At 28.4% G+C, this 20,194-nt stretch carries 18 protein-coding genes and 1 tRNA gene; 1 reads left to right on the top strand and 18 read right to left on the bottom strand.

Going from position 1 to position 20,194, the window contains the following annotated elements:
- Nucleotides 1-176: 176 nt before the first annotated feature.
- On the top strand, nucleotides 177-710 hold the full coding sequence (gene ppa / locus M9408_RS02030) for an inorganic diphosphatase (protein WP_250257010.1): 534 nt from the start codon (nucleotides 177-179) through the stop codon (nucleotides 708-710).
- 58 nt (nucleotides 711-768) lie between these two features.
- Here the strand turns inward: ppa and M9408_RS02025 are convergent, their stop codons facing one another.
- The 18 genes from M9408_RS02025 to orn all read right to left on the bottom strand — a co-directional run bounded on the left by M9408_RS02025 (nucleotide 769) and on the right by orn (nucleotide 19,826).
- Nucleotides 769-4,539, bottom strand: coding sequence for a translocation/assembly module TamB domain-containing protein (locus M9408_RS02025; protein ID WP_250257009.1), 3,771 nt, complete (start codon nucleotides 4,537-4,539; stop codon nucleotides 769-771).
- A gap of 62 nt (nucleotides 4,540-4,601) precedes the next feature.
- The gene (locus M9408_RS02020; protein ID WP_250257008.1) at nucleotides 4,602-6,110 is read right to left on the bottom strand and encodes an autotransporter assembly complex protein TamA; all 1,509 of its coding nucleotides are present in this window, start codon (nucleotides 6,108-6,110) and stop codon (nucleotides 4,602-4,604) included.
- A 50-nt stretch (nucleotides 6,111-6,160) separates the two neighbouring features.
- A complete protein-coding gene (locus M9408_RS02015) occupies nucleotides 6,161-6,358 on the bottom strand; it encodes a hypothetical protein (protein WP_250236340.1) in 198 nt (65 codons plus the stop codon).
- A 337-nt stretch (nucleotides 6,359-6,695) separates the two neighbouring features.
- Complete coding sequence (gene cysQ, locus M9408_RS02010; RefSeq protein WP_250257474.1) at nucleotides 6,696-7,451, bottom strand: 3'(2'),5'-bisphosphate nucleotidase CysQ; 756 nt, start codon at nucleotides 7,449-7,451, stop codon at nucleotides 6,696-6,698.
- Between the two features lie 219 nt (nucleotides 7,452-7,670).
- Complete coding sequence (gene rplI / locus M9408_RS02005; RefSeq protein ID WP_250257007.1) at nucleotides 7,671-8,141, bottom strand: 50S ribosomal protein L9; 471 nt, start codon at nucleotides 8,139-8,141, stop codon at nucleotides 7,671-7,673.
- Nucleotides 8,142-8,199: 58 nt separating this feature from the next.
- Complete coding sequence (gene rpsR, locus M9408_RS02000; RefSeq protein WP_250257473.1) at nucleotides 8,200-8,424, bottom strand: 30S ribosomal protein S18; 225 nt, start codon at nucleotides 8,422-8,424, stop codon at nucleotides 8,200-8,202.
- A 185-nt stretch (nucleotides 8,425-8,609) separates the two neighbouring features.
- Nucleotides 8,610-8,963 (bottom strand): 30S ribosomal protein S6, encoded by a 354-nt coding sequence (gene rpsF, locus M9408_RS01995; RefSeq protein WP_250257006.1) that lies wholly within the window; start codon nucleotides 8,961-8,963, stop codon nucleotides 8,610-8,612.
- Between the two features lie 216 nt (nucleotides 8,964-9,179).
- Complete coding sequence (gene rlmB, locus M9408_RS01990; protein WP_250257005.1) at nucleotides 9,180-9,923, bottom strand: 23S rRNA (guanosine(2251)-2'-O)-methyltransferase RlmB; 744 nt, start codon at nucleotides 9,921-9,923, stop codon at nucleotides 9,180-9,182.
- A gap of 269 nt (nucleotides 9,924-10,192) precedes the next feature.
- Nucleotides 10,193-11,491 carry an adenylosuccinate synthase gene (locus tag M9408_RS01985; RefSeq protein WP_250257004.1) on the bottom strand — a complete coding sequence of 433 codons (1,299 nt, stop codon included), beginning with the start codon at nucleotides 11,489-11,491 and terminating at the stop codon, nucleotides 10,193-10,195.
- Between the two features lie 123 nt (nucleotides 11,492-11,614).
- Complete coding sequence (gene hflC, locus M9408_RS01980) at nucleotides 11,615-12,637, bottom strand: protease modulator HflC (protein ID WP_250257003.1); 1,023 nt, start codon at nucleotides 12,635-12,637, stop codon at nucleotides 11,615-11,617.
- A complete protein-coding gene (hflK, locus tag M9408_RS01975) occupies nucleotides 12,638-13,936 on the bottom strand; it encodes an FtsH protease activity modulator HflK (protein WP_250257002.1) in 1,299 nt (432 codons plus the stop codon). It lies immediately after the preceding gene.
- A gap of 57 nt (nucleotides 13,937-13,993) precedes the next feature.
- A complete protein-coding gene (gene hflX, locus M9408_RS01970) occupies nucleotides 13,994-15,280 on the bottom strand; it encodes a ribosome rescue GTPase HflX (protein WP_250257000.1) in 1,287 nt (428 codons plus the stop codon).
- Nucleotides 15,281-15,455: 175 nt separating this feature from the next.
- A complete protein-coding gene (gene hfq, locus M9408_RS01965; protein WP_250236325.1) occupies nucleotides 15,456-15,686 on the bottom strand; it encodes an RNA chaperone Hfq in 231 nt (76 codons plus the stop codon).
- A gap of 92 nt (nucleotides 15,687-15,778) precedes the next feature.
- Nucleotides 15,779-16,687, bottom strand: a complete 909-nt coding sequence (miaA, locus tag M9408_RS01960; protein WP_250257472.1) for a tRNA (adenosine(37)-N6)-dimethylallyltransferase MiaA — start codon at nucleotides 16,685-16,687, stop codon at nucleotides 15,779-15,781.
- A gap of 234 nt (nucleotides 16,688-16,921) precedes the next feature.
- Nucleotides 16,922-18,229, bottom strand: a complete 1,308-nt coding sequence (locus M9408_RS01955; protein ID WP_250256999.1) for an N-acetylmuramoyl-L-alanine amidase — start codon at nucleotides 18,227-18,229, stop codon at nucleotides 16,922-16,924.
- Entirely contained in the window at nucleotides 18,226-18,711 is a 486-nt protein-coding gene (gene tsaE / locus M9408_RS01950; protein WP_250256997.1) for a tRNA (adenosine(37)-N6)-threonylcarbamoyltransferase complex ATPase subunit type 1 TsaE, read from the bottom strand. The genes M9408_RS01955 and tsaE overlap by 4 nt, the downstream gene beginning before the upstream one ends.
- A gap of 344 nt (nucleotides 18,712-19,055) precedes the next feature.
- Nucleotides 19,056-19,128: transfer RNA gene (locus M9408_RS01945), tRNA-Gly, on the bottom strand.
- A 158-nt stretch (nucleotides 19,129-19,286) separates the two neighbouring features.
- Entirely contained in the window at nucleotides 19,287-19,826 is a 540-nt protein-coding gene (orn, locus tag M9408_RS01940; protein WP_250256996.1) for an oligoribonuclease, read from the bottom strand.
- Nucleotides 19,827-20,194 lie beyond the last annotated feature (368 nt).

Genomic DNA, 20,194 nt, shown 5'->3' with positions numbered 1-20,194 from the left:
TTCTCTACAAATAATATGGAATACTGTATTTTAATAACGTATAATTATATTGTTATAATTACGATAAGTAAAATAATATAATTATTTGTAAACATGTTAAACAGAAAACATACATAACAACAATACATATTGTTATGTATCAGAATTAATCACTTGCAGGTATAAGGTAACCGTACATGTATTTAAATCAAGTTCCGGCTGGAAGAAATATTCCAGAAGATATATACGTTATTATTGAAATTCCAGCTAACTCTGATCCAATTAAATATGAAATTGATAAAAAAACAGGAATGCTATTTGTTGATCGTTTTTTATTAACACCTACGTTTTACCCTTGTAATTACGGTTATATCAATCAGACTTTATCGTTGGATGGTGATCCAATGGATGTGTTAGTCTCTACTCCATATCCTTTACAATCGGGTTGCGTAATACATTGCCGCCCTATAGGTATGCTCAACATGGTTGATGAATCTGGCAATGATGCTAAAATAATTGCAGTACCTCACGACAAAATATCGGAGCAGTATTCATTAATACAAGATATAAATGATCTCCCAAATTTACTACGTAATCAAATAAATCATTTTTTCAAAAATTATAAAGATTTAGACTCTGGAAAATGGGTTAAAATAAAAAACTGGGAAAGCAGTAACGCTGCTAAAACAGAAATTTTAAAGGCTTTTGAACGTTTTAAAAAGATTACATAATATTTATATTTTTATCACACAGTTTTAATTAAACGTTGACGATTGCAAATTAAAATTATTAAAAATTAAATTTATATAACAAGTCAATTGCTTGATTACTTCCAGATGTAGCTTCTAAATACAATTGTGAACATAAACAATAACGTACGGTTATTGTCGTCAATAAATCAAAAATGCTTATTCCATATTTAATTTGTAAACCGGGAGCGATATATCCACTGATCGCAACTAACGGCGTGGTTCCGATAATATCTTGAGTATTTAATGCTAAATCTTGTACACCAAATATTTTTCCGATCTTGTTAATAAATTGCTCACTATTTTTGACACTTGCTCCAATTAAAAAAGATGTTATTACACTTGCATCCGTATTAAAAAGTATAAAATTTCTATTGTCACCTAATAAATAAGGTACTATTTCCTGTGGAGAAAATAATGAAGAAGTAGAAAAAACTTCTAGTTTTGGCTGATCAAAAATACCAGTAATTCGTATACTAACTATATTGCTATTTCTAATATTAGATGGATTACAAATTGCTTCAATATCAAGATATGGTTGGTTTATTGATCCAGAAAACAGTAGGTGTCCCTTTTTTATCATCAAATTTTGTCCATATACTTGAAAATAACCAGAAAGCATATCAATATGCCCTGTTAAAAGTAAATTATTTCTATTATATCCAATTTCTAAGTTACCCTTTAATTTCGTGCGTAAACCCAATCCGTTAAAATTCACATCATTACCAAGAGATACAGTAACATTGGAATAAATAGAAATACATAAATTTTTAGATTTATCTAAAATAGGTTCAAAATTATCATCTAATAAAATTTCTTCTGAAGACGCTCTAACTATATTTTTTGAACGTTCTTTAACTTCAATATGAGCCCAAGGAATTTCTATATTGCCTCTCAAATGAATTTTTTCTGAAGTCAGCATACAAGTAATATTAGGAGAGATTTTCATCTTTATTTTTGGAGATATGCAAAAATAAACTTGATTTCCCCATATTCTGAAAAATGCATGCATATTACGAATAAAATTAAAATTAACAATATCACCATTTAAATTTAACTTACTTCCGTTATCAGTATTCATTGTGCCATTTAATATAGCATGATCCCCAAAAAATCTTATAAACAGCTGACCATTTTTTATAAAAAACGGTGTATCGGGCTTATTAATATCAAAATTTTGTAGTTGAGCAGAGCCATAAATTTTTAGGTGATGCGCATATCCATAAAAATGAATATTCAAATTCAACAATCCATTTATAGGCTCCTTTAATGAGATTAATGCACGACAAAAAGGAAATAATAAGGTATTTTTAATCTGTATGTTGCCCGTTATTTTAGATGTATTATGTAATTCGGTTATTTTGAACGATCCATAATTTTGATCATAATTACCAAAATTTATGAACCATTTACAATATGAAATGGCTTGCATTAATATAATTCTTACAGTGATTTTGTTTATTTTAATTGAATTTATTTCTTTATCTTCCATAGAAGATTGAATATTGCATTGTTTTCCTGAAAATAAAATTGTACCCTTAGGTAATCGTTCTCCTGCTACCCAATAACAATTCGAGAAAGATATACGAACGGTATGTATATTTATTAATTCTGGAAATAAAATTTTTAAAGAAACTATATTAAAACTTTTAAATAAATCATCTATTTTGTTTAAAATATTTGTTTTTAAACCATTAGAAATAGGAATTGTATAATTAATAATTTCCCAGTAATGTGAATCAAAAATAATTTTTTGTGTTAAATATTGATAAGTGAGAACAATATCTTGCATTAATTTCCATGTTCCCATTGGAGTCATAATGCTCGTTTTGTTAACTCTGCTATGCCAAGTTTTATTAAAAAGATCCAGATTTCCGCAAAGTTTTATTTCCCCAGACAACATGTCGTCACAGGCTGTTAAATTTAAATAATGCTGTTTAATATTACCTTTTCCTTGCATTATTATTTGGCGCAATGACAAAAATCTACACCGTATTTTATCTGCTTGTAAAAAAAGGTTACTTTGCGTAATATCATCACGGCAAATATCACTATTTATCATTATCTTATTAATATTAAGATTCTTTTCTTTCCAATTCAGAGAAAATACATCAACATTTGATAATAATCTAAGACATCTAATAGGTCCATACAATTTAAATTTTCCATATACACTACCGCTTAATCCAGGTATGATTATATTGCAATCTGGTGCTGAAAGCATAGCTTTTAAAACAGAATTTTTTTTCAAGTCTCCCTGTATTTCTAACGCATTAGTTCCCCATTTTATTAATAATGCCGGGACTTGCCACTCACCGAGTGAGTTACTATATAATGCACCTGTACATGAGATGTTACTATTTGATACACTTCCGTTAAGATTTAAATCAGATACTCTAATATCCCAAGCATTAGAATATAAACGTCCTTGAGTAACGATATTACCTGATAATTTAATTGGATTTTTAAACCATTTTTGAAAAAAATTAACTTTATTTAATAAAAATACACTGTTCCAACTAATCATATTAGTCCAGTTAATAACTCCTTGCATATTAAGATATCCATCTGACATTGTTGCTTTTAATTTAGAAACGGTACAACTGTTAGTATCCCCGTGAGCATTCACGATTACATGTGCTGCTGAAAATTTGATACTACTCAATTGTAATATTACTTGAATATAATAACTTCGTATTTCACCGTTTAAACGTAAATTAATATCTTCTATTAAATAATTATCCATTCCTAAAAAAGAAAGCGGTATTTTTCTACCAACTACAGATATGCCTATAGGTATACCAAATTTCATCATATTAATTTTTAATAATACATGTACTGCAGAAACAATGCCTAAAAAATCACAACGAAGACATATATCATTGTATAATTCTCCAGTGAGAATTAATTTTATTTTACTGATATTCTGATTTTTTATCTTATTAGAAGAGTTATTGGTGCTAGAAATATTATATACAATATAATCAGCTGTAACATTTATTGGATAATATTCCTTAAATATTACATTTCCTATCGCATTAAAATATCCATATGGTAATTTAATATTTAATTTTAAACTTGCCGCCTGATCATGTAAATATGTCCGAAAACAAAAATGATTAATAGTATAATAATTACGATAATTATCGAAAATATAAACATTCTCTCCTTTTACATCTTTTAGAACTAAATCTATGGGAATCTTAAAAGAAGACAATGTTACTGACAATGTACTAGATAATGATTTAAGTAAACATTTTATATTCCATTGGTTACTATGCTTATACATGTTTATTATATTAGTTTTCATATTTGATATATTTATATTAGAAACATTTAAAACTGCTCCTTTGATACATACGGGTAAAACCGTTAATAAATTATCTTGAAATGTTAATCCAGTATCTAGCGTTTTTAATTTAAAAATAATATTTTTTGAAATAATATGAGTATTATTCAATATTACTTTTTTTAGTATTATAGGAAACGGAAAAGAAAAAATATTTTCTATTTTTATTTTTTTATATTTTTCATTTTCTTGATTTTTAGTATCTACTTTTGTTATTTTTATAAAAATATTTTTTAAAAAAAGATGATCAATATATATCTGTTTATTCCATATATATTTTAGATTTAATAAAATGTTACATTGATCAATATCAATTATACCTATCGGCGTTTTATAGACTATATGGGTTATATTAAAATTACCCCAAGTACCGGAAACAGAATCAAATGTTAACCCGGGGATATAATAAGCGATACCTGTAAGAGTTAAATATGTTCCAGTATTAGTACCTAATAAAAACATAAAAACTCCACATATTATTGATATCCATAACAAGAAAATCAAATAGATTTTCTTTATAAAAATCATAAATCTGGTCCTAAATTAACATATAAATATAAAAACTGATGATTTACTTTTCCTCTATGTATTAATGGAGTTGCTAAATCTAATTTTATAAGACCTACTGGAAATTGCCAGCGTACTCCAATACCCATACCAGATCTGAAATTATTCCATTTAATATTATTAGTAATCTCTCCTACATCCATAAAAATAACTCCCCACCATTTACTAATCATGTTATACTGATATTCAACTGTAGTAGTAATTAATTTAGCAGCAACATTTATATAACATTCAGAGTTGTCATAAGGATCTAAATATTTATATCCACGAATACCACTATCCATACTGGAAAAGAAACGTAACATTGAATCAATAAATGAGAAATTATTAGTATCTATCCAGCTTAAATTCCCACGAATTAGAACGCGATGTTTTTTTGATAATGTTCGAATCCAAATATTTTGAGCTTGCACAGCAACAAAATTAACATCTGATTTCCAATAATTATTGGATATATTAATTGAATAACGCTGACTATCTCCCCAATACGGCATTACTTCTCCGCGCTTACGAATGCGATGTACGCTTATTCCTGGATAAATTAATACTATATTTCTAGTAATATGATTATTATCATAATGATTAAAATGCCAATGCACGTTAATTGCGCGTTGCCACTTATGGGGGCAATTCCAATAACGAGCCATATTTATAGTTATAATGCTAGATCGAATATTATGTATATCTTCATGTATTAACCCTCCCTGTAATAGATAATATTGTTCTAATGGGTTACGAAGAAGTGGAATCTTATAACTTAAATCAATAACTTGTTCTGACGTAGATAGACTAAAATTATTTTCTAAACTGTGTCCATATGCATTAATCCACGGTTTTTTCCAAATTATTTTAGTGCGTAGACCTGTGTCCATACTGTAACCAGATCCAGTTTCAAAACTGTTTCTAGTACATGGATAAAAAAAGATGTCTAATATTAATTGTTTTTTTTGCTGACAACGTGTATTCTCTGAAGAGATTGATATTGATTCAAACCAATTAGTAGAAGAGAGTCGGCGATTTAATTCCATAACAGACGCTGCATTATAGTATTCTCCTGAATGTATATTAGATATATTTTTTAAATAACTTTCTTTAATTTGACTGCCATGAAATTTAATTTTTTCAAAAAAATAACGTTGTCCGCTATAGAAATCTATATTCCAAATACTTCGACAAAGTGAAGGTATAACAATAAGTTGACTGTTTTGGAACGTAGCATCGAAATACCCTTTAAATAAAGCTAAATTATAAAGTTTATTTTTAAATTCTTCATAATCACTATGTTTCAATCTTGTTCCAACAAAAGATTTTCCATCTTTTACCATTTTCTGATAGTCATGATCTTTTCTTCCATCTCCATGAATAACAATATTTACCTCAGTAATCATAATTGGAGACCCAGGTTCAATTTTAATGACTAGTAGATCAGATTGTTTATCGCAAGGCTTAAATGAAGAAAAAATCAACGTTGGATTATAATAACCTAATGGACGTAATCCAGCTCTAACTGCGCTATCTATTTTTTTTTTAAATCTATATCTACATACTTGTAATCAGTATTAATATCAGATAATTTCTCACGTACGTTATAATTTAATTCGCCATCTAATCCTTCTATTACTATATTAATATTACTATTACAAATCAATGGCATGAAGAAATAAACTATCAAATATGATCTTATCGCTATATATTTTTTAAGCTCCTTGAACATGCATGAAGTCCTGGAATATATTAAATTTTTAAGTGAAATAATAAAACATTATATTAACAAATATAGTTTCTTTGCAAAACATCCTTGTGGAACACCTTATTTTATTTCATATTTATTCAGTATAAATACATATATATTCATTTACTTTCTATAATATATGATTACATCTGATAATTAATACATAACACTCAGTATTCCGTTATTCTTAGAAAATCATTAATATTTTATAATAACAACTCTTCTAAATAATATTAAAAATTAAAATTTAAATACCGACAGACATCTTATTATCTATATCAATTTATATAGATAATAAAAATAAAACATACAATACAAATTAATATGATGAAACTTGAAAACCTGGATTTAAAAAGGATCGATTTATATTGCTATAATGTAAAGAATTTCCATCCCAATCATTAATTATAGCACCAGCTGATTTAGCAATAACATGTCCAGCAGCTGTATCCCAAATTTTAGTATATGAAAACCTCGGATAAAAATGCACACTACCTTCTGCTATTAAACAAAATTTAAATGATGATCCAATATTAATAATTTTATAATTTTTAAATTTTTTTAAATAACCATACAAACGATGTTGATCATAATCAACATCGTTGCGACTCATCACTATCATTGGATAATGAGATGCGCACACTGCAATATTTATACGTTCTCCTCTATAATTAATCTTCCATACTTTTCCATTATCTGCTGCATATAATATATTATATGCGGGAACATACACTACTCCCATAATAGGTTGACCGTATTCTATAAAGGCTATATTCACAGTGAACGCACCATTTCGCAATAAAAATTCTTTTGTTCCATCTAAAGGATCTATCAACCAAAAACAACTTTTATCTCTGCATACTTTCCATTCAGTAGTATCCTCTTCAGACAACACTGGAATTTCAGGTGTCAAATTTCGTAATGCATACATAATAATCTTATGAGAAAGTAAATCAGCATTAGTTACAGGAGATTTATCTAACTTTTGGTGCGCATTTAACTTTAAATTCCCATTGTAAATCTTCATAATTTCTGTTCCAGCTATACGAGCAATATAGCTTATTTTTTCAATCATTCCATAATGAATTAGCATAATACATTTCCTGATAACCTTTTATATCCGTCATAATATAAATTATAAACATATATCAATAATTTATTTATAGAAGAGGCTACGATTAGTCATAACTAATTACATATACTATGATTTTTAATCAAAATAAAAAGACACACAATTTTACTATATATATTTTTAAAATTAATACATATAACAAAATGATCGCATCATTTATAATTACTTATTCTTTATCATTTGACTAACAATAATAACGTCTATTTTAGCAAAAACATCATTATAAATATGTATATTTATGTTATACGTGCCAGTAGTTCTCAATACATTATGATTAGGTAATCTGATTTGAGATTTAAAAACTTTAAACCCAGAAGCTGTCGTAATTGCGGCAGCAATATCGCGAGAACCTATAGAACCAAATAATTTTCCTTCCACTCCTGATTTAGCTTTAATAGTAATACTCTTTAATTTGTTAATTGTTTCTGCACAAAGTTCAGCCTTAGTTTGTATTTCTATAGCTTTATTTTGAAACTCAAGCTGTTTTGCTTTAAATATTGCGATATTATTTTTTGTAGCTGGCATTGCTTTATATTTTGGTATTAAAAAATTACGAGCATAACCCGATTTCACAGTAATTTCTGATCCCATATTTCCAAGCTTATCAACGTCATTAATCAAAATAATTTTCATCGTTATTCCAATTTTTTTTGATAACAAAATTACACTAATCTATATTCATTCTAAATAGTTAATGATGATCAGTATATGGCAATAAAGACAAATAACGTGCTCTCTTGATGGCACGAGCCAATTGTCTTTGGTATTTTGCTCTCGTTCCAGTAATTCTGCTTGGAATAATCTTTCCACTTTCTATAATAGAATGTTGTATTGTAACAAGATCTTTATAATCAATATTAATACACTTTTCTGCTGTAAATCTACAAAACTTGCGATGACGTACAAATCGCCCCATAATTAACTCCATATTTTATTATACATACTTCTATATTTAATCAAATTTAATATAATAATGTTATATTTATTCAATGCAATATATAATAATATGTATCTATAATTTTAATTATTATTAATTACTAAAAATCCACGAATATTTAATTAGATAAATATAAGTATTAAAATATATATTTTAATACTTTACTACGTGTTAGTAACATAGCGCTCTTGATTTTCTTCTTTCCTCTTCATCATAGGAGACGGATCAGATATTGCGCATTTAGTTCGCATGATCATACTGCGTATGATAAGACTATTAAAACGAAAAGCATTATTTAATTCTTTCATAATGTTGTGCGACACTTCTATATTTAACAATATATAATAAGCTTTACTAAATTTATTAATTGGATATGCTAATTGACGACGTCCCCAGTTTTCAATACGATGAATTTTTCCTTTAGAATTTATGATAATTTCTGTATAATGATTAATTATACCAGATATTTGTTCACTGCAGTCAGGGTTAACCATAAAAACTATCTCATAATAACGCATGCTTTATTCCTTTTATTCCAAAATATTTGTCTTTATTGAATTTAATAACATTCTTAAAAAATAATAAGACACTTATATTTTCTTCTATATAATTTTACATAAATAAAAATTATATATAAATGTTAATCTTTTATGATTAATACCATATATCTTAAATAATAATGTATATTCATACAATAATTATATAGTTAAATATATATATGTTAAATCATTATACTATTTATACTTCCCACGTTGTCTTAACGCTTCAAACAAACATATTCCTGTAGCCACTGAAACATTCAATGATGTAGCAGCTCCTAACATTGGAATAGTAATTAATTCATCGCAATATTTTTGAGTTAAACGACGAATACCATTTCCTTCAGAACCCATTACAAAAGCTAATGGTTTAATTAATTTAGTATTAAAAATAAAACGTTTAGATTGAGTTATAGTACCAACAATCCAAATATTATGTTTTTGAAGTAATTGTAATGTCCTAATTAAATTAGTCACTTGCATGAAAGGTATGTGCTCTACAGAGCCACTAGCTACTTTTCTAACTGTTCCATTTAAACGCGCTGATCGATTACGGGGCGCAATAACTATATGTGCCCCAGCTGCATCTGCAGATCGTAAACATGCGCCCAAATTACGTGGGTCAGTAATGCCATCTAATATCACCAATAATGGTGTAGTTTTACATTGTATTAAAAAATTAGACAGATCATTTTCTTTCATACAATATTTTTGAACTATTTCAGCAATAATGCCTTGATGTACTGCTCCTTGCGCTTTAATATCTAGCTGCTGACGATCACATTTTTTAATGCCAATTTTACATTGTTTTAATTGATCAATTAACGATTTTAAACGTAAGTCTTTAGATTTTTGTGTAATATACACAGATAAAATCCGTTTTGAATTGTCATCTAAAACAGATTTTACAGCGTGTATACCGTACACTAATTCAATCATCGTATTTTCTAAAAAACAACCCTAATTTTAGTATGTAATATTGAACTAATTTTTTAAATACTTAAACACATGAAAACAAAATAACACTTTGATTCTATTTTATATTCTATTTTTACATCTAAAAGTTATAAAAATATTAGTTCAAAATTATAATTAAATATGAAATCTAAATATTTTACTTGTTAAAACCACGCGCTGATAGATCCAACGTATGATTATCAAACAAATAATTATTTTATTTACAGTAAAGCATCAGCTCTTTATGTTAATTAAGAATTAAATGGATTACATAATACTATTATTGCTGAACGTTCTGAACCAGTAGAAATAATATTTATAGGAACTTCAATAATTTCTTCTATACGTCTAATATAGTGTTGTGACTCTTTAGGAAGTTGATGAAATGCCGTAATACCTACAGTACTTTTTTGCCATCCAGGTAATATTTCATATACCGGCTCTAAATTTTCTAATTCTTCTAAAGCACATGGAAAATTATATATTATTTTCCCGTTTTTCTTGCGATACGCAATACAAATTTTTATTTCTTCTAAACCATCTAAAACATCAAGTTTTGTTAAACAACACGAAAAAAAAGAATTAATTTTTGCAGAATATCGTACTGCTACCGCATCAAACCAACCAGTACGACGACGACGCCCAGTAGTAGAGCCAATTTCATTTCCGTTCATGCATAGCCAATTACCTATATCATTCGACAGTTCTGTAGGAAAAGGCCCAAATCCAACACGAGTAGAATACGCTTTTACAACACCTAAAACATAATCAATACAACCAATTCCAATCCCCACACCAACACTTGCGCTTCCAGCAATAGTATGAGTGGATGTCACATAAGGATATGTCCCATGATCAACATCTAGTAAACTACCCTGAGCTCCTTCAAATATAACTGAATCTCCTCGTTTTATAGCATCATCTAATAATTCAGGAACATTAACAATCATATCAATTAATATATCAGATGTTGATACCACTTCATCTAAAACCACGTGATAATTAATAGGTTTCACCTTGTAATAATGAACTAATTGAAAATTATAATAATTTATTATATCTTGTAGTTTATTTTCAATGTTTTTTATGTTATATAAATCGCTCACTCGTAATGCACGTCGTGCTATTTTGTCTTCATAAGCCGGCCCAATTCCACACCCTGTAGTACCAATAGTTTTAGAGGCTCGATAATTTTCTCTAGCTAAATCCATTGCGACATGATAAGATAACACCAAAGGACAGGATGCGGAAATAAATATGCGTTTGCATGTTGATACACCTGCTTTTTTCAACATTTCTATTTCTTTTATTAAAGATGTTGGCGATATTACAACCCCACTAGCAATAATAGCAGTAACATGATTATGTAAAATACCAGAAGGAACTAAATGCAAAGTGATTTTTTTCTTGTCTACTACAATAGTATGACCAGCATTGTGCCCTCCTTGATAACGCACTACGTATTGAACTTGTGAAGTTAACAAATCAACTATTTTTCCTTTACCCTCATCACCCCATTGAGCTCCTAACACAACAACACTTCTAACCATTTCTTAAAATCACCTATTAATTTTTTAAATAATTATTTCCTGTAGAGATTAAGTATATGAAATATAACAAATAATACCTAATTTATAATATAAAATATGGCAAGTATTTATTATTCTAAAATTTTAATTATTAATACTTGGCAGAATTTGTGGTGATTGCATAAAACGCAAAAAATCAGTTTCTGTGCTTAATACCATGAGATCATTATTATTTTTCTTAAAACTATTCTCATATGCGCGCAGGGTACGTATTAATGAATAAAATGATGGATCTTCATTAAAAGTAGTAGCGTACAGTTTAGCAGTTTCAGCATCAGCTTCTCCTCTAACAATCAAAGACTGACGTTTAGCTTCTGCTAAAGTACGTGTTACCTCATAATCTGCAGTAGCACGTAATTTTTCTGCCTCTTCTCGTCCCTGGGATCTATGACGTCTAGCAACAGCATCACGTTCTGCTCGCATACGCTGGTAAATTGCATCAGATACTTCTGTTGGCAAATTAATTTGTTTAATCCGCACATCTACTATCTCAATACCCAACGCAGCCATACTGTTTGGATTAACCGAATCAGAAATACGATATCGTTTTTGTCCTGAGATATCGTATTTCTCCGAATTAAAATTTTTAATATTTTTAGAGAATGATGTCAGCGCTTCTTCTCCTGATGTGCCATTATTTAACGATGCGCGTACATCAGTCATTAATCTATTTCGTGAATCTGTTACAATACCTTGAACATTTAATCTTCCTAATTCCGAGCGTAATCGATCAGAAAATTTTCGTTTTATTAACACTTCTGCTTGGGAAATATCACCTCCTCCTGTTGCTAAATAATATCGACTTAAATCACTGATGCGCCATTTAATATAAGAATCAATAATTAAATCTTTTTTTTCCATAGTAACAAAGCGATCTGCTTGATTATCCATAGTTTGAATACGTGAATCTAAAATTTTTATTGTCTCAATAAATGGAATTTTTATATGTAATCCAGGATTATAGATTAATGGGTTATTATCCATATCGCGCAATACTTTCCCGAAACGTAATATAATACCTTTATGTCCCTCTTCTATTGTAAATAAAGAAAAAAACAACACCACTACTATTATACATATAATGAATGAAAAAACATTTCGTATCATTTATGACTCTCTCCCTTTACGCACAATATTAACACGTTGTGTATTAGCTTGTCTTTGATCTAAAACTTTTTCTTCAGCTATAGTATTTGCATGACAAGACAGTTTACTACTTTTTGATATTAATTTTGAATGATTGGTATTAGAATCATCAGTAGCAGATATTTTGTTAAGATTAAAAGTATCATTGATGTTATCAATGCTATCAGAATACTCAACTTTATCGTTATTATTTTTAATTGTCTTTACTTGACCTGAAGGTAATAATAATACATTCTGTGTATTTTTTAAGTTTACGAATATTTTTCTAGTATTACTCAAAACACGCTCCATGGAATTTATATATAGTCGCTCGCGAGTAATTTCAGGAGCTGCTTTATATTCTGGCAAAATTTTTAAAAATCTTTGTACCTCTCCTTGCGCTTCTAAAATAGTGCGCGCTTTATATGCACGACCTTCTTCTAAGATACGTTGTGCTTGTCCATTGGCACGTGGTTGTACTTCATTAGCATAAGCTTCAGCTTCACGAATATATTGTTGTTCATTTTCCCTAGCGGCAATAGCGTCATCAAACGCTGCTTTTACTTCTTCTGGCGGGCGAGCTGTTTGAAAATTTACATCTAATAAAGTAATACCCATATTATAAGGATATATCGTTTTTTCTAAAACTCTTCGAGTATCACTACGCACTACTGTACGTCCTTCAGTTAAAATACGATCCATATTATATTTACCAATAACCCCGCGCAATGCGCTGTCAGTAGCTTGACGTAAACTATCATCAGCATCAATAACGTTAAATAAATAATTTTTCGGCTCAGTTACACGATACTGCACGTTCATCTCTACTCGAACTACATTTTCATCTGAAGTTAGCATCATACCAGACGCTGCTAATTCACGTACTGATTCTACATTTACTGGGATTACAACGTCAAAAAAAGTAGGCTTCCAATTTAATCCTGGTTGCACTAAATGATGATATTTTCCAAATCTTAAAATTACTCCACGTTCTGCTTCTTTAATAGTGTATAAACCACTAAAAATCCATATAAAAACAATAATAATCAATACTAAAATTATAAAAAAATTTTTATTTTTAGAAAATTTTTCTATGTCTTTATTTTTATTACTAAATATATTTAGTTTGTCATTTATTTTATTTAAGCATTTATCTGGATCTAATATATTAAATTTAGATTTATTTTTATCTTCGGAAGAAGAACTATTTATATCATTTTTATTACGATCTCCCCATGGATCGTGAATATACCTATAGTTATTGAAAAAATTAAAAATCATATTTTGCCTCACATATTATATGAGTAATTTACATTATTCTTCTGTATTTTAGAAATATTAAATAACATAATCTATTAATAATTTATTATTTTTTAACAAACGACACCAATCTATAGAAGACAAATATATTTTTAATCTAATATAATTATTATCTTCAACCCAATATTGTTTAACAACTTGCAACCTATATAATTTTTGGCATAAATCATTATTTATAGGCATCCGTAATTCATAAGAAATCATATTATTTAGTAACAACTCATTAAGGGCTTGTATTAATAAAGAAATGCCTAAATTATCTTGAGCAGATATCCATACTCGTATTGGACGACTATCATGATCCCGGTCAATACGCGGTACTAGTTTTTTTAATCGATCTATTTTATTCATCACTAAAAGTATGGGGGTGTTATGGATATGCATATTATTTAAAATATAACGTACTGTATCAATATTTTGTTCAAATCTTTCATTAGAAACATCTACAACATGTAATAATAATGTTGCTTGTATTGTTTCTTGTAAAGTTGCCTTAAAAGAAGATATCAAGCCTTGTGGTAAATTTTGAATAAAACCTACTGTATCTGATAATATAATATTAGACCCTCCTTTATATACAATTCGTCTACATGTAGGATCAAGAGTGGAAAATAATTTCTCTGCTGTATAAACATGTGATTCGGTCATCATATTGAATAAAGTAGATTTTCCAGCATTTGTATATCCTACTAAAGAAACAGTAGGCGCTCCAATTCTAAGGCGATGTCTTCTATTTTGTTCTCTTTGATTTTCTATTTTTTTTAGACGCAATAAGACCTGAGTAATCTCTTTACGCAATAAACGACGATCACTTTCTAATTGCATCTCCCCTGATCCTCCTCGTAAACCAATACCTCCTTTTTGACGTTCAAGATGACTCCATTCATGTACTAAACGAGAATTTAAATGACGTAATTGGGCTAATTTTACCTGTAATTTACCTTCATATGTGCGTGCACGCTGTGCAAAAATATTAAGAATTAATTGATTTCTATCAATTATTTTGCATTGTAATAAATGCATAAGATCACGTTCTTGATGAGGGGATAAAATACAATTAAATAATACAATAGATACGGGATTATTTTTAACCATCTGTTCAAGCTCTAACACTTTTCCAGTTCCAATAAAATATTTACTATTGCAAGTTTTACAATTGCTAGTAAGAATACTTAGAATTTGTATTCTTGCTGTGGAAGCTAAAGATAAAAATTCTTTTAAATCAAAATTTTCATCTTCTTTTTTTTTAGGAAAAATAGTATGAACTAATATAGCTTGTTTATTAAAAAAATTTGAGTCATACAACAATAACTACTCCAAATAAATTTGATATACGTAATCACATATAATAAAATTAGTCAAATATCTCGTAGTATAGTATACTACACTTAATAATATTTAATAGTAATAATCAAGTTTATATATAATCACATACAAAAAGACATGAAAATCTCTGAAATAAATGATTATGAAGAAGTTTTTAACTGTTACGACTGATGTAGTATGGGACGAGACGGGAAGGTACAATGGTAGATATAGCATGTTTATAAATCATTTGATTAACTGTATTTCTTAACAGTATCACAAATTTGTCAAAGGACTCAATTTCTCCTTGTAATTTGATACCATTTATTAAATAAATAAAAACCGGAATGCGTTCTCGACGTAATGCATTCAAAAACGGATCTTGTAATGATTGACCTTTATTCATTTTTCGATTTCCTTAAAGTTTATTTTTATCATTTTAAATAATCTCAAAAATTATATAACTTCAAGTTTATTTTGAAAATTTCATACATAAAATTAATTTTTAACTAATACTGCTGAGATACTTTCAATCGCAGCAGACAAATTATCACTACATAACCAATGTAAATTTGGCCATTTACGCAACCACGTAAGTTGCCGTTTTGCAAGTTGTCGAGTAGCAGAAATCCCCTTAATTATCATCTGATTGTAGTTAATCTCACCAGATAAATATTCCCACATTTGGCGATAGCCAACACAAGATATAGATGATCTTACTTCTTTTCTATGTAAATCAGAACGATCAAATAATTTACTAACTTCATCCTCAAATCCTATTTCTAACATTCTATAAAACCGTTGCTCAATTCGTTTATTTAAAATTTCACGGCTTGATGGAACAATTGCAAATTGACATGCTCGATATTTCAATTTGAGGCTAACAATTAATTTCAACTCTGTCCATGTTTTACCAGAAATAAAGAAAATTTCTAATGCTCGAATTATTCTTTTATGATCATTTAAATGAATTTTATTAGCAGCAACAGGATCAATATGTTTAAGTAGATTATACATACTTACCCATCCTATTTTTTTTGCTTCGTATTCTAGATCATCGCGAATTTTTTGATTAGTCTTCGGTAAAAAAAACAAACCCTCCAGCAAATTCTTAAAATATAACATTGTTCCACCAACTAAAAAAGGTGTATGTCCGGATCTTATAATTTTTTCTATCTCATTGTTTGCATCATGACAAAAATCCGCTGTTGAGTAACATTCAACTGGATCACGAATATCTATCAGTTTATGAGGAGCAAGCTTTAATTCTGCAGGAATAGGTTTAGCTGTACCGATATTCATACCACGATATACCAAAGCTGAATCAACACTAATGATATCTATTTTTAACTTTCTTTTTTTTAAAGCTATAGCTACACTTGTTTTTCCAGAAGCTGTAGGACCCATTAAAAATATAACTAATGGTTGACGTTTAATACTCTTCTTCCTTAACTTATACAATATAAAAGTATTACTTCGATAGGTCATGTAAATAAAATGATGTATGAAGACACTTCAATTATTTCAACGAACATATTAACTCTTATATATAAGAGTATACAACAAATATTGATAATAATTTTCTAAAAAACTGAAATTTTCATAATAATAGCTTCAATATACAGTAATATTAATTATTCATTAACTGGCGGCAGCATATGTTCTTTTTACTTGTGAGGAATCTAACGGTTTCTTTTGTGATTTTATAAAATAAGAACATAAACCTTTATACAAAGCATTAGCTATTTTTTCTTGATAAATATTACTAACAAGAAGATACTCTTCTTTTATATTACTAATAAATCCAGTTTCTACTAAAATAGATGGAATATCGGGAGATCGCAATACGGCAAAACTGGAATACTCAGGTGTGTTCTTATGTAAAGGGGTAATATTTTTTAATTGATGTAATATATGTACCGCAATGTCGTATCCTACTCGCTTAGCATAACCAAACTGTAAATCTAAAACTAAATGGCTAAAATATGGATCATTACAATAACTAGTTAGTATATCTCCTAATCCTCCTAATAATTCTGAATGTTTTTCACTGCATTGTAACAAATGTATCATTTCGCTTTTAGCGCGACGATCAGATAATACCCAAACTGACGCTCCTCTAACATTAGCGTTTACAGCAGAATCTGCATGAATAGAAATTAAAACATTTGCTCCTCTTTTTCGAGCCAAATTAGAACGTTCCATAACCGATAAAAAATAGTCTCCATCCCGGATCATTACGGCTTTAAAACTCGGATCTAAATCCAATAACATTTTTAGCTTTTTAGCTATATTAATCGTAATATTTTTCTCATATATCCCGCCATGACGTCCCATAGCTCCTGGATCTTGACCTCCATGTCCGGCATCGATTGCTACAATAATCGGAGACAATACTTGTTTGTGATTTTGATTTTTTTTAAATTGCGTATCTATTATTTTTTTTTGATGATTTATTACTTTATTTACATGTGAACGAGTTTTATGAATCATAATAGACGGCATCTTATGAAGATTTATATCATCCGCCACGGTAAATGTTTTCTTTTTCAAAATTGTTAACATAAGACGATAATTTTCTTTTATTTGCTTTTGTGTTACTGTTCCTATATTTGCGGGACAAGTTAAATCTAATACTATACGTATATTTTGGTGATTAACAGATGTATTTGTTCGAATACATCTAACTAAATTAGAACCGTTGAAATTTATTGGAGATATATCTTTTTCAACCTTAGATGTCGTTAGAAGATCTATTACAATTCTTTCTGGATTGCGTAAAGAAAAGATCATATAAACAGGAACAACAGCACAATCTAACATTATCGTAGATTGATTTTTATTATTTGTAACAGAGATTGCGCTAAGAGTTGACGCTATTATCGGTTCAATACATAAATATTTTGATAAGATTATTATTACAAAAACTATTTCATATTTCAACTTCATATATGCAATTTCCAATATGCTAATAAATCATCTAGCATTCTGTGACCTAAATTACTAAAAGATTCTATCACTACTTTCCTAGACTCTTTACAGTCATGATAATTCATTGTCACTGCAATATCTTCTGTTGGTAAAAATCCCATCCCTTGTTTTGGCCATTCTATTAAGCATACAGCATGGCCATCAAAATAATCTCTAATTCCCATATATTCAAGTTCTTCTGAAGAAGTTAACCGATAAAAATCAAAATGATATACATGCCAATGCGTTAAAATGTAAGATTCAATCAAAGTGTAAGTTGGACTATTTATATGCCCAACATGTCCTAACGCATGTAAAAATCCTTTACAAAAAACAGATTTTCCTGATCCCACATAACCATTTAAATAAACCACACAACTTCTAACACAAACAGAAGCCAATGTAGCACCTAATAATAAGGTTTTTGATTCATCAGACAACGTCAATACATATTTTTTCATCTTCAATATAATTTATACCTTATGCGACAAAATATTTTATACATAAAACAACACAAAAACTTAATATAAGCATTAAATGTATTGAAACAACAAGACATACGTTACTGATTTTCTTATGAGAACTAATATGTAATAATTTACTACAGATCTACATGCCTAAAGTAGGATAGATCATTATTTTCTGAATATAACAATCATTAAATTATTTAAAAACTAAATAATAATTTATAATTTACTATGCTAAATATGTAAATATTTGCACTTCTCCTTAAAAATTCATTAATGTCGATATTAATATATGATTTTTTAATTAATAAATAGAGCGCTGAAAATAAATTCAATAAAGCGGGAAACGAGACTCGAACTCGCGACCCCAACCTTGGCAAGGTTGTACTCTTCCAACTGAGCTATTCCCGCTTATTTAAAATAAAAATAAAGACCATAATTACCATTCATTAACATACATATATAATAGCCACACTAATAACTAAATTTTTATACTAATTAATTATTGTGCGTTGATCCCTCATCATTAAATGACTAAATAACACTTATACTATAAACAATATATTATTTTATAATTTCATAAAATATTTTCGATAATACATCAATTCTACAATAGATTCATGAATATCTTCCAATGCACGATGAGTTTTACGTAACTTCAATCCAGATATCAAATCTGGTCTCCAACGAATCATTAATTCTTTAATAGTGCTAACATCCAAATAGTGATGATTAAAATATGATTCCAATTCTGGCATGTATCGAAATAAGAAGCGTCGATCTTGAGCTACACTACTCCCACATATTGGTGATTTTTTAAAAGGCACCCAATTTTTTAAAAACTTTACCGTTAAATTAGATGCATCTATCTCATCCAGTTTACTAGATCTAACTTTTTCTAATAATCCAGTAAAACTATGAACACGCATATTCCAATCATTCATTAACAACAGTTGAGATTCAGATTGATGTATCGCTATAACAGGGCCTTCCGATAAAATATTTAATTTACTATCAGTAATTACGGTAGCTATTTCCAAAATACGGTCTTTCTCTGGATTCAATCCAGTCATCTCTAAATCAATCCATATTAAATTCTTATCATGCATTCAACTCTACCTATACGGTTATATTATTTAAAATTTAATCTAAACACATAAATGTTATCTATAATCATTTTATTTTTAATATTATTTTAATTTAAGTTAAATAAAATATATAAAACATATTATTATAGTGTGAATATATATCGAAATTTTAAATATGGATCACTATACCATTAAACGAAATCTCTTATATTGATCGCTGTTATTCTGCAACTTTCTCTTAGGAATAAAGTAACTTCATTCTATAAGCAAAAGTTTAACATACTTTTGCGCACTTTTATACAATATACAACTATATTATATGTTATATTAACGTTTAAGAATAATATGAATTTATAAAAAGTTAATAACGAAATACATATAATCATTAT

Origin of the sequence: Candidatus Blochmannia vicinus, from assembly GCF_023586525.1 — a bacterium.
Taxonomy (GTDB): Bacteria; Pseudomonadota; Gammaproteobacteria; order Enterobacterales; family Enterobacteriaceae; genus Blochmanniella; species Blochmanniella vicinus.
This window is presented reverse-complemented; position numbering and strand designations above follow the sequence as displayed.